At 68.5% G+C, this 11,952-nt stretch carries 10 protein-coding genes; 4 read left to right on the plus strand and 6 right to left on the minus strand.

Going from position 1 to position 11,952, the window contains the following annotated elements; translation table 11 throughout:
• Positions 1-508: 508 nt before the first annotated feature.
• Entirely contained in the window at positions 509-1,222 is a 714-nt protein-coding gene (locus tag QM682_RS02130; RefSeq protein WP_415126620.1) for a YoaK family protein, read from the minus strand.
• Between the two features lie 191 nt (positions 1,223-1,413).
• Between QM682_RS02130 and QM682_RS02135 the strand changes: the two genes are divergently transcribed.
• The 3 genes from QM682_RS02135 to QM682_RS02145 all read left to right on the plus strand — a co-directional run bounded on the left by QM682_RS02135 (position 1,414) and on the right by QM682_RS02145 (position 4,919).
• Entirely contained in the window at positions 1,414-2,355 is a 942-nt protein-coding gene (locus QM682_RS02135) for an asparaginase domain-containing protein (protein WP_415126622.1), read from the plus strand.
• Between the two features lie 67 nt (positions 2,356-2,422).
• Positions 2,423-3,409 (plus strand): FUSC family protein, encoded by a 987-nt coding sequence (locus QM682_RS02140; protein ID WP_415126624.1) that lies wholly within the window; start codon positions 2,423-2,425, stop codon positions 3,407-3,409.
• Between the two features lie 73 nt (positions 3,410-3,482).
• Positions 3,483-4,919, plus strand: coding sequence for an amidase (locus QM682_RS02145; RefSeq protein WP_415126626.1), 1,437 nt, complete (start codon positions 3,483-3,485; stop codon positions 4,917-4,919).
• On the opposite strand, the gene QM682_RS02150 is transcribed toward QM682_RS02145, so the two are convergent.
• From QM682_RS02150 to QM682_RS02170, 5 genes are all read right to left on the minus strand, one after another.
• Positions 4,916-7,489, minus strand: coding sequence for an HWE histidine kinase domain-containing protein (locus QM682_RS02150; RefSeq protein WP_415126628.1), 2,574 nt, complete (start codon positions 7,487-7,489; stop codon positions 4,916-4,918). The genes QM682_RS02145 and QM682_RS02150 overlap by 4 nt on opposite strands.
• Positions 7,486-8,019, minus strand: a complete 534-nt coding sequence (locus QM682_RS02155) for a biliverdin-producing heme oxygenase (protein ID WP_415126630.1) — start codon at positions 8,017-8,019, stop codon at positions 7,486-7,488. Before QM682_RS02155 ends, QM682_RS02150 begins: the two co-directional genes overlap by 4 nt.
• 161 nt (positions 8,020-8,180) lie before the next feature.
• A complete protein-coding gene (locus QM682_RS02160) occupies positions 8,181-8,984 on the minus strand; it encodes an SDR family NAD(P)-dependent oxidoreductase (RefSeq protein WP_415126632.1) in 804 nt (267 codons plus the stop codon).
• A gap of 57 nt (positions 8,985-9,041) precedes the next feature.
• Positions 9,042-9,674 carry an RraA family protein gene (locus tag QM682_RS02165; RefSeq protein WP_415126634.1) on the minus strand — a complete coding sequence of 211 codons (633 nt, stop codon included), beginning with the start codon at positions 9,672-9,674 and terminating at the stop codon, positions 9,042-9,044.
• Entirely contained in the window at positions 9,671-10,933 is a 1,263-nt protein-coding gene (locus QM682_RS02170) for a PLP-dependent aminotransferase family protein (RefSeq protein WP_415126636.1), read from the minus strand. Before QM682_RS02170 ends, QM682_RS02165 begins: the two co-directional genes overlap by 4 nt.
• Positions 10,934-11,069: 136 nt before the next feature.
• Here QM682_RS02170 and QM682_RS02175 point away from each other — a divergent pair, with 136 nt between their 5' ends.
• On the plus strand, positions 11,070-11,513 hold the full coding sequence (locus QM682_RS02175; RefSeq protein WP_415126638.1) for an Lrp/AsnC family transcriptional regulator: 444 nt from the start codon (positions 11,070-11,072) through the stop codon (positions 11,511-11,513).
• Positions 11,514-11,952: the final 439 nt, after the last annotated feature.

The following is an 11,952-nucleotide window of genomic DNA, read 5'->3' on the forward strand; positions in this document are numbered from 1 at the left end:
TGTTCAATTGCACGCCTACCCCGATGTCGTCTACGTTAGGAAAGCATGCACTTATATTCGAAAATTTTACCCTTCCAGACATGAACGTGCCGACGTGTAGTTCTGGTTTTCTTTTTGAAATCTCAAGTTCGAAAACAAGCTGCGCAAACTCGTCCAGACTACCAGAAGTATCCCGGGTGATGCTCCTTAGAGATCCATTGCAAAAATGAAGAGCAATATCATGTCCTTCCACAACCCACGCCCAAGGGAATAGCGATGATAGCTGGTCAAGCTTCCAGCCGTTGGACGCGGCATGACGCTGCGCTAATATGCGAGATCTGCTCCAGGCGGCCCGGAATTCCTCTTCTGGCGTATTGAAACATTGGCGCGCTGCCTGATCCCGCGCCCAGCAGGCCCGTTGGCGCAAGCCCAGGGCGACGGTTCTGCCGAAGGAAGCGGACATTCACGCAAGGGAAGCGTTCCGCCGAGGAGTCGGGCTGACCCCGCCGTCCCTGTGCCGATTGGCCGGCTAGACCCGTGAAGCGAATTCGGCCCCAGACGCTCCGCGCAGGGCTTCGGGCACGGCGACCAGCAGCAGGATCGCGGCGGTGATCAGGAAAAGCCAGTTCCCCACCAGCCCGAACAGCAGCGCGCCCAGGACACCGCCCGCAGCGAAGCAGATCAGGGTCAGGCTGTGCAGCTTGAGGTTCGGCAGCGCCTCGCGCCGTGAAGCGTCGCCGCCAAGCATGGCGGCAAGCTCGATGCCGATATCGGTCGCCATCCCCGAGACATGCGTGGTCCGCACCCGCGCGCGCGAGATCATCGTCGTCACCGCGTTTTGCAGGCCCATGACGAAGCTCAGGACGATCACCAGAAACCGCTCCAAAGGCCCGGACCAGGCCAGCAGCACCACGCCCAGGGCGATCAGGATCAGCGCCTCGACCACCACGGCCAGCGCATAGATAAAGCGCAGGCGCCGCCGCTCGCCTTGCTGGATCGCCAGGGCGGCGATGCCCGCGCCCAGGATGAAGGCCAGGACCAGCCCGGCAAAGGACAGGCCCGACGCGATCCCGCCGCCAGCCAGATGATCCGCGAAAGCCGAGATATTCCCGGTCATATTGGCCGTGAACGAACTGGCGATCATGAATCCGACCGCGTTCAGCGCCCCCGCGACCGAGGACAGCATTCCCGCCAGAAACAAGTCGATCGTCGCGGTTCGCTCATTGCCCACGCGGATCAGCATCGCGGCACCCAAATCATCCCGCTCAGACGATAGGCATGGGGCCGGCATTCGTAAAGCCTGGCGAAGGACTTGCAGGGATTTCCGTCTTGACCTGGGGCGACGGCGCGCCTATGCGGGCAAATCTGTCATACAGCCTGCGCCGCCGTCAGGAGAACGCCCTTGTCCCCTCGCCCATATCCGCAGGCGCGCCCGTGACCGCGCCCGCCCCGCCATTGGTCGCGGTGATCGCCACGGGCGGCACCATCGCCAGCCGCAAGGACGCGGATGGGGCGGCCAGCCCCGCGCTTCGGGGCCAGGATCTGCTGGATCTGTTGCCGCCCCTGCCCGTCCGCCTGCGCCCGGTCGAGCTTCTGGCCCAGGACAGTTCGACCCTGACCCTGGCCGAGATGCAGCGGATCGGCACCGCCATCGCGGCCCAGCTTGCCGATCCCGGCGTCGCGGGCGTGGTCGTGCTGCACGGCACCGATGCGATGGAGGAAACCGCGCTTCTGGCCGATTTGCAGCGCCCGCCGGGCCGGGTGGTCTTTACCGGCGCGCAATTCGCCTCGGATGCCCAGGCCCCGGACGGGCCGGGGAACCTGGCGCATGCGATCGAGGCGGCGATGCGGGACCAGGCCGGGGTGCTGGACCAGGCGGGCGTGCGGCTGGCCTTTGGCGGCAGGCTGCTGCCCGCCTGGGGTCTTTACAAGGCGGCGACCGACCGGGCCGATGCCTTTGCCCTGGCGGGAAAGGTTCCGCGCCCCGACCTGCCGCCCCTGCCCCTGCCCGTCGGCGGACAGCGGGTGGACCTGGTCGCGATCCATCCGGGGGCGGACGCGCTGCACCTGGACGCCAGCATCGCGGCCGGAGCGGCGGGGATCGTGCTGGAGGCGCTCGGCTCGGGGAATGCGACGGCCGAAATCGCGGCTTCGGTTGCGCGGGCGACGGCGCGGGGCATTACGGTCGTGATCAGCAGCCGCGTGCCGCAGGGGCGGCTTGCCCCGGCCTATGGCGGCGGCGGCGGCGGGCATGACCTGATGCGCGCGGGCGCGGTGCATTCGGCCTGGCTGCGTCCGGGCCAGGCGCGCATCCTGCTGGCGGCGCTGCTGGCCAATGGCGCGGCGCCCGCGCAGATCCGCGCGGCCTTCGGCTAGGCGCGGGATTGCAATTCCCGCCGGCCCGGCGCAATCAGGGCCGGACTTCCAAGGCAGAGCCAAGGCTATGGACCCGACCTTTCCCTGGGGCCTGCGCGCCCTGCAACTTTTCGCCGCGGCCGGGATCTCGCTGGCGCTGGCGGTCCATCTGGGACTGCATAATCCGTTCTGGGCGGCGATGCCGGTCTGGGTCGTGGCGCAGCCCAACCGCCAGGATCTGGTCCTGCGCGGGCTGTTGCGGGTGCTGGGGACGGCGCTTGGCGCCGCGCTGGGATATGCGGCGCTGCTGTTTCTGCCCGAGGCCGGGCCGCGCCTTGCCGTGCTGGCTTTGTCGCTGGGCGCCGTCGCGGCCCTGGCCTATTGGATCGGCACGGCCTACAGCTATGGCGTGCTGCTGGCGGGGATCACGCTTGCGGTGGTGCTGGTCCCGGCGATGGATCATCCGGTCGATGCGGCGGCGCTGGCCGTGGATCGCATCGCCTGCACGCTGATCGGCGTCGTCGCCGTCACCCTGATCACCTTCGCCTTCACCCCCCGGCGCGCGCTGCCGCTGCCGCCGCGCCGGGCGCCATCGCGGCGCATGGCCGCGAACCGGGGCGGCATCGCGGCGCTGGCGGCGGGGCTGGGGGGCACGCTGGTCCTGACCATCGGCGGGCCGGCGGGCATCGCGGCGGCGCTGTCGCTTTGCATTTTCAGCCTGATCATCTGCTCGGCCCGCGATCCCATGCCGATGCTGACCTATATGCCCCCCGGCGCGACCATCGGCGTCGCGGCGGCGCTGGCCTATCGCGCGCTGGACCTGCACCTGCCCGATCCGGCGGCGACGGCGCTGGTCCTGGCCCTGCCCTTCATCGCGTTGGGAGCCATGCTGCGCAGCCATCCGCGCAGCGCGCCGCTGGGGCTGGATGCCAATATGTGCTTCCTGCTGACAGCCGAGGCCGGCACGGCGGGTCATGGCATGGCTGCCCATTTCCAGGGCGGCGTGGCGCTGGTCCTGGCGGCTTTCGGCTTCACCGCCTTCTTCCGCCGGATCGGCCGCTGGCGCCGGGGTTGAGCCGCCCGCCGGGGGGGCTTGTTCCCACGTCCGAATCCTGCTGATCTTTGGCCAGCCATCGCATGAGGACCGCATGACCCAGCCGATCACCGCGCTCAGCGCCACCGAACTGAGCCGCGCCATCCACGGCCGGCATGTCTCCTGCGTCGAGGTGATGACCGCCTTCCTGGACCGGATCGAGGCCCTGAACCCGCGCTTCAACGCCATCATTTCCATGCAGCCGCGCGAGGGGTTGATCCAGCAGGCGACGCGGGCGGACCAGGAACTGGCGCAGGGCCGCTCGCGCGGGTGGCTGCACGGGATGCCGCAGGCGCCCAAGGATCTGACCGAGACGGCGGGGATCGCCACGGTCAAGGGCTCGGCCGCGCTAAGGGAAAACGTGCCGCAGGCGGATTCGATCCTGGCCGCGCGCATGCGCGGCGCGGGGGCGATCTTCATCGGCAAGACCAACACGCCCGAATTCGGCCTGGGTTCGCATACCTATAACCCGGTCTTCGGCGCGACGGGCAATGCCTGGGATCCCGCGCTGTCGGCCGGGGGCAGCTCCGGGGGCGCGGCGGTGGCGCTGGCGACCGGGATGCTGGCGGTCGCCGATGGCAGCGACATGATGGGTTCTCTGCGCAATCCGGCGGGTTGGAACAATGTCTATGGCTTCCGCCCGACGCAGGGGCTGGTGCCCTCGGGTCCGGCGCCCGAGCGGTTTCTGCACAGCCTGGCGACGGATGGGCCGATGGGCCGCTCGGTCCAGGATGTGGCGATGATGCTGTCGATCCAGGCGGGCCATGACGCGCGCGATCCGCTGTCGCTTGCCGGCGATGGCGCGGCCTTCGCCCAGCCGCTGGCCGCGCCGCCGCGTGGGCTGCGCATCGGCTGGCTGGGCGATCTGGACGGCTATCTGCCGACCCAGCCGGGCGTGCTGGACTGCTGCGAAAGCGCGCTGGCGCATCTGCGCGATCTGGGCTGTCAGGTCGTCGCGCTGGAACCCGGCTTTCCGATGGCGCGGCTTTGGGAATGCTGGCTGACCCTGCGCCATTTCCTGGTCGCGGGCAATCTTGGCGCGCTTTACGACAACCCCAGGACCCGCGCGCTGCTGAAGCCCGAGGCCATCTGGGAGGTCGAGGGCGGGCGCGCCCTGACGGCGGCGCAGGTGCATGCGGCCTCGGTCACGCGCACGCAATGGTATCTGCACATGCTGAAGCTGTTCGGCGATGTCGACATGCTGGCGCTGCCGACCGCGCAATGCTTCCCCTTCGACGCGGCGCAGCCCTGGCCCCGCGAACTGGCCGGGCGGTCGATGGACAGCTATCACCGCTGGATGGAGGTGGTGATCGGCCCGACGCTGGCCGGCCTGCCGGTGCTGGCCATGCCCGCGGGCTTCGGGCCGCAGGGCCTGCCGATGGGGCTGCAACTGATCGGCCCGCCGCGCGGCGATCTGGCGGTGCTGGAACTGGGCCATGCCTATGACCTGATCCAGCCCCATACGGCGCGCGGAAACCCGCTGCTGGCCTAGTCCCGGCGCAGCTTTTCCAGCACGTCGCCGACATTATAGGGCTTTTCGACCACCGGCACCCGCGCGAATTCCGGGGGCAGGTCGAAATCCGCGCCATAGCCGGTGGCGAAGACGAAATGCACGCCCCGCGCCAGCAGGGCCTCGGCCACCCGCAGCGAGGTCTCGCGCCGCAGGTTCACGTCCAGCACGGCCAGATCCGGCGGATCCTTGCGGATCAATTCAAGCGCGGCATCGACATTGGGCGCGATGCCGGTGACATCGAAGCCGTGATCCTTCAGTTCGGCCTCAAGCGACATGGCGATCAACACCTGATCCTCGACCAGAAGCACGCGGCGACGACCCTCGGGGGGCAGGCTTGGCGGGGGGCCGGGCGGAGGGGTGGGCGCCGTCGTCTGGGCGGCGGCGACGGCGGCGGCAGGCGTGCCCTGATGCGGCCTGACGAAATGCGCGGGCAACACGAATTCGGCGGCAAGCCCGTCGGCGCCGAACTCGATCCGGCTCTGCCCGCCCAGATCATAGGGGACCGAGCGTTCGATCAACGTCGAGCCGAAGCCCCGCGCGGCCGGCGCCTCGACCCCCTCGACCCCGCTTTCGCGCCAATGAAGATGGCAATCCCCCGCCGCGTCCAGATCCCAGGTCACGTCCAGGCGGCTGTCCGACCGCGAAAGCGCGCCGTATTTCGCCGCATTGGTCGCCAGTTCATGCACCACCAGCGCCAGGACCGAAAAGGCGCGCCCGTCCAGCGTCAGGCCGGGACCGCGCAATTCGACCGGGTTCTGCCGCGCCAGATAGGGGCTTAGTTCGGCACGCAGCAATTCCAGAAGATCCCCGCCGTTCTCATCGCGCACCACCTGGTCATGGGCATAGGCCATGGCCTGAATGCGCGCGCGCAGGGCCTCGGAATAGTTCGCCAAGGTCTCGCCCTCGCGCGTGGGGACGCTGGCGAGCGCGCGGATCACGGCGAGGATGTTCTTGACCCGGTGGTTCAGTTCCTGGTTCAGCACGCGCTGGCGAACAGCCGCGCGGGCGCGTTCATCGGCCAGCAACTCGCTGTTGAACAGCAGCACCTCGACCACGGCGATGCGGAACGCCTCGGCAAAGCTGCGGTCGCTGTCGGCCCAGGCATGCGAACGCTGACGCACGGTCTCTTTCCAAAGCGCGAAGCTTTTGCGCGGGGTCAGCCGGTCGCCGAAGGCGCCGGCCGGGTAGGTCTTGCCGGGATCGCCCGCCCAGTCCAGCGTCTGCACCGCCTCGCGCCGGAAATAGAACAGGAAATCGCGCGGTCGCCGCGACAGAGGCACGATCAGCACCCCCGCCGCAAGTTCGGTCAGCGCCGTAGCACCAGGCAGCAATTCGGCCAGGCGGTCGGTCTGAAAGACCTGGCCTTCCGGCGCGGCCCGGGCCAGGGCGATCAGGGGCGCGGCCAGCGCCTCGTCCGGGGCATGGCCCAGGGCGCTCCACTCTCCATCGAACCACAGGGCGATCCCGGCCGAGGGGATCAGCCCCGATAGCAGCGGCAGGCGGTGGCGCAGCGCGATGCCGATACCCTCGCCGCGGCTGGCATCGACCATCAGATCGTCCAGCGCGCGCCGCGCCGCGGTTTCGGCCTCGCGGGCATGACGGCGGCGCAGCGTGTTCAGATGCAGGGAAAAGAACTCTCCGACCATCTCGGCCGCCGCGCGGTCTGCCAGGCGCAGGATGCGGGGCGTATAGTGGTGGCAGGCGATCAGCCCCCAAAGCGCGCCGTCGATGATGATCGAGACCGACATCGAGGCCCCGACCCCCATGTTGCGCAGATATTCGCAATGGATGGGCGAGGCGCTGCGCAGATGCGCATGCGACAGATCCAGCGGCCCGGCTTCGTCCTGCGCGGGCAGGATCGGCACGGGCCGGTAATGCACGTCGCCGATCATGCGGATCGGATTTCGCAGATACAATGCCCGCGCCTGCCGGGGAATGTCGCTGGCCGGGAAATACTGGCCGAGAAAGCTTTCCAGCGCCTCGGTCTTGGCCTCGCTCACGACCTTGCCGGCGCCGTCGGGACCAAGCTCATAGATCATCACCCGGTCATAGCCCAGTTGCGCCTGGATAAGCGCGGTAGCCTGCTGAAGCAGACGCTGGGGATTATCCTGCGCCCGGATGCGCCCCATCACCGTGCGCGCCAGCCCCAGCGTGCGGCCCAGATCGCGCGACGCCGGCTCGAACTCGATGATGATCCGGCCGGCCTGGTGATGCGCCGTCACGTCGAAGGCGCGCCCGTTCACCTGCTGATCGAAAAGCAGCGCCGGGCGCGGCACCGGCCCCAGGATCGCCAGCGCATTGGCGATGGCATGGGCCCGCGCGACGCCGATGACATCGGAAAGCCTGCGCCCCAGCGGCGCGCCCGGCAGGCCCAGCATTTGGGCCGCATTGGCCGAATGGCGCCCGATCACGCCGGCGATGCCGTCGCAGGCCAGCAGGCAGCCATGCGGCTGGATGCTGCCGGGAATATGGATCGGCTCGCGGTCGCAATTGGTCAGGTCGATCCGCCGACCGGCCAGCGCGGCATCCCAGCCGGCATCGCGGGTCATGTCGGCAGGTCCAGGCCATGCGCCGCCAGGGCCAGTGCAAAGACCGCGTTGGCCGAGGCCACGGCCTGATCCTCGTCGGCGGGCTGGCTTTCCAGCCAGGCCAGGAATTGCGGCCAGCGCGCGCGGTCGCGGGTTTGCAGATCCAGATGCCGCGCGCCGTGATCCGGGCCGAAGCCAAGCGCCTGTGCCCGGCGCTGCAAGACCCGCGCGCCCAGGGCCGAGCCTTCGATCACATAAAGCGCCCCCGCCAGCGCCGAATGCGTCGCGGCGAGTTCCGGCGCGCGGGGCGGTTCGGGCGGGTCCAGGTCCAGATCCCCCAGATCCGCGCGCAGGCTTTGGCTCAGCGCCAGCATCGGCCAGCCCTGGGCCAAAGGCAGCACGGCCTCCAGAGCGGTGCGAAAGGCGAAGCTGCCGCGAAGATAGGCGTGGTAATCCTGGGGCGCGGCGAATTCGCCCAGGCCCTGATCCAGCCTGCGATGCAGGTCGCGCGTCCGGTTCATCAGGCTATGGCGCAATGAGTTCTGTCGCATCTCAAGATGTCGCATCCTGACAAGTTTCCACGATTTCAGGTCAGTGGTAGAGTTGGCGACGCCCTCCGGCAACGGCCAAACCGCCCGATTGCGGGTAAATGATCTTTTGTTAATCGGGCACGTCAGGCTGAACCGCGCCGCGGCCGGCCTTGAGGGGCGGCCTATTTCACGGCCAGCCCGGCGGTCAGCCCGCCGTCGATGGCGTAATCGGCCCCGGTGATGAACCCGGCCCGGTCCGAGCACAGGAAGGCGATCAGTTCGGCCACCTCCTCGGGCTCGCCGATCCGGCCCAGGGGATGGGCGGCGCCAAAGCGGGCGAAGACCTCGTCCTGGGGCAGGTCGGCGCCCAGCATACGGGCCGAAAGCTCAAGGATCGGGGTGCGGACCGAGCCGGGCGAGACCGAATTGACCCGCACCCCCGCCCCGGCGTGGTCCAGCGCCATGGCGCGGGTCAGCGCATGGATCGCCCCCTTGCTGGCGACATAGGCCGCGACCCCCTGCTGGCAGGCATGGCCCTGGGCCGAGGAAAGGTTCACGATCGCCCCGCCGCGCCCGGCCATCAGCGGGATGCCGTGGCGGGCGGTCAGGCAGATGCCGCCGACATTGACCTCCATGCATTGCTGAAAGACCCGCCAATCGGTCTCAAGCACGGTGCCATAGGGATGGACCGCCGCCGCGTTCACGATGATGTCCAGCCCGCCCCATTCCTTGGCCAGATCGGCCATGACCCGCGCGACCTCCGCCTCGTCCGAGACATCCATGCGGCGGGCGGCAAGGCCCAGGCCCCGCGCCACGGCCAGCGCGGTCAGATCCTGATTTGCGGCGGCGTCGATGCCGCAGGCCAGCACCTGCGCGCCCGCCTCTGCCAGCCGGATCGCGGTGGCCCGGCCGATCCCGGTCGTTCCGGTGACCAGCGCCACTTTGCCCGCGAAATCCTGGTCCCTGATGGTCTCATCGCTCGTCATGGCGCATCCTCCCGCATTGCCGGATCTTTCTGCGCCCGGCCGCGAAGCCCTGTCAACTCAGGGCGTCGCGTCCAGTCCGAAGATGTCGGCAAGCTTTTCGTCCTGGCCGAGGCGCCGGATCCATTCCCGCTCAAGCTCCAGCTTCGCCTCGCAGCGCGCGATCAGGGCGCTGGCCTGATCGGGCGTCAGCACGGCCAGCCCGTCATCGTCGCCGATCAGCAGATCGCCCGGCCGGACCGCGCGGCCGCCGATGGCCACGGGCACGCCCGCCTGGCCCCGCGCGCCGCCGACCGGGCCGCGCGGATTGACATGGCGGCGATAGACGGACAGCCCCTGCATCGCGGCAAGGCTTGCTACGTCGCGCACCGCTCCGTCGCAGACGATGCCCGCCGCGCCGATGCGGTGCAGATGCCCGCCTAGAACGTCGCCGATCATCGCCCAGCCGCTTTCCCCGCCCGCGTCGATGGCCAGAACCTGGCCGGGCCGGATCAGATCCAGCGCGCGCAGCACCGCGCCGAAATCCGGCGGCGCGCAGCGCGCGGTCATCGCCGTCCCGAACAGCGGCGGCTGGCGCCCCGGCGGCATCAGCGGACGGATGGCGATGTCGATCTGGCATTCGGGCGCATGATCCGCGATCACGGCGACCGGAATGCGGCGCCAGCGCGCCAGCAGGTCCGGGGACAGGGTCAAGCGGCTTCCTCCTGTGCCAGTGCCGCGCGGGCCGCGCGGGCCAGGCGGCGGACGCCCTCGTCAAGCTCGGGCGGTGCGTTCAGGGTGAAGTTGACCCGGATCGCGCGCCGGTCCAAGCCCTCGGGGTCGAAGACGCTGGAAGGTGTGACGCAGGTGCCATGCTCAAGCGCCAAAGCCAGCAGCCGGTCGGTGTCCAGTCTGGGATCGCGCGCGCTCGCCCAGACGAACATGCCGCCCTTGGGCCGTTCCCAGGTGAAAAGATCCGAGAGGTGGCGCCCCATCGCGTCAAGCAGGGCATCCCGGCGGTCGGCGTAAAGCGACAGGATCCCCGGCAGCACGCGCTCTGTCAGTCCCTGCTGCAAGGCGCGCAGATAGATCATCTGGCAAAGCCCGCTGGTGGACATGTCCGAGCCCTGCTTGGCCAGGGTCAGCGCCTGGATCATCTCAGGCGCGGCGATGACCCAGCCGATGCGCAGGCCCGGCGCCAGTTCCTTGGACACGGTGCCCAGATAGATCCCCGGCCCGTCGTAAGGCCCCGGCCCCGCCGCCAGTTCCAGCAGGCGCGGCAGCCGCGCGCCATCGTAATAAAGCGCGCCGTAGGGGTCGTCCTCGACCAGCCAGCAGCCCGAGGCCGTGGCCGCCGCGACCAGCGCGTGGCGCTGCGCCTCGGGGACCAGCCGCCCGGTCGGGTTCGAGAAATTCGGCACCACATAGGCGAATTGCGCCCCCTCCATCGCGGCCCGCATGTCGCAATCGGCACGGTCCAGCCGCATCGGGCGATAGTCAGGATGGCGCGGACGCCAGGCATCCAGCGCGCCCAGATAGGCGGGCGATTGCGCGGCGATGGTCGCACGACGCGCGGGCTGCACGGGATCCAGCAGCACCTTGCCCAGCAGTTCCAGCGCCTGCATGCCGCCGGTGGTGATCAGGACGTTGCCGCGATCCAGCCGCAGGCCGCCGGTGCTGAAGCGCCGCGCGATCTCGTCGCGCAGATCGGCCAGCCCCTCGATCGGGCTATAGGCCAGCGCCTGGGCCGGCGTCTCGCGGATGACGCTGGCCGCAAGATCCGCCAGTTCCTCGACCGGCCAGACCGAGGGGTCGGGCAATCCGCCCGCCAGGTTGATCAGCCCCGGAATCTGGCCCGCCGAAAGGAAAAGCCGCGTCACCTCATTGGTCTGCCCCAGCCACGAGGCAAGGGGTGCGCGCGGGGCGGATTCGGACGGAAAGGTTTCGCGGGCGAGCGTGACAGGATCGGTCATCGAAGCGACTCGGGTAAATTCAGAAGACGCGCAGCATATCCGCGCAAAGCCTTTCTGTCCCTGCAATCTTGCTTGAAAAACCTGGATTATGCGCAGTAATTCTCTAATATCATGGCAAGCATTAGAGAGTTACGCCATGCTTCAGCTTGACGCTACCGACCGCCGCATCCTGACCCTCCTGGAGGCCGAGGGACGGCTGCCCATCCTGGAACTGGCCGGGCGGGTGGGCCTGTCCCCTACCCCTTGCGGCCGCCGCGTCAAACGCCTGGAAGAGGCGGGCATCATCCGCGGCTATGGCGCGCGCATCGACCACCGCGCGTTGGGATTTCAGATCGGGGCCTTCATCTCGGTCAGGCTGGGCCGCGTCGGGCCCGAGGGCACGGCGCAATTCCTCTCGGCCATCGCGAGGCTGCCCGAGGTGGTGGAATGCCATCTCGTGACAGGCAACAATATCGACTACATGCTGCGGACCCGGCTGCGGGACGTGGACGCGCTGGGGCACTTCATCCGCGACAAGCTGCAAGGCATCCCCTCGGTCGGTGAGACCTCGACAATGGTGATCCTGTCGCAAGAGGTCTAGCCGGTCCACGGAGGGCGGAACGCCAAAAAAATCTAGATATAACTTATTTATAATTGTTCTATATGCAATTTTTTAAAAACATAGGCAGAATGAAGTCCGGGGCATGGCTGGGTGCCGGCGCGGGTGAAGTGCGCGCCCCTACCCAATCCCCGCGCCATCGCCTCGCCCACCCCGAGACCTACACCCATGAGCGGCACCAGCGACGGCCATCCGCCCCTTTCAGGCAGCCATAGAAATATTATATTATTTTACTTTAATCATATGTTATTAATTGATTTAATATGATCTCTACGGGAATCCCTCGCACGTCGCCGCGCCTGCGCAACCCGCGCGATCCTGAGCATCGGCCCTGGAAGCCACGGGGCAGGAAGATGGCGGATCCGCCTGCGGGCAATGACTTTTCCCCGTCCAGGCTCCGCGCGCGATCATCGCGGACGGC

The organism is Paracoccus sp. (in: a-proteobacteria), assembly GCF_047605025.1.
Taxonomy (GTDB): domain Bacteria; phylum Pseudomonadota; class Alphaproteobacteria; order Rhodobacterales; family Rhodobacteraceae; genus Paracoccus.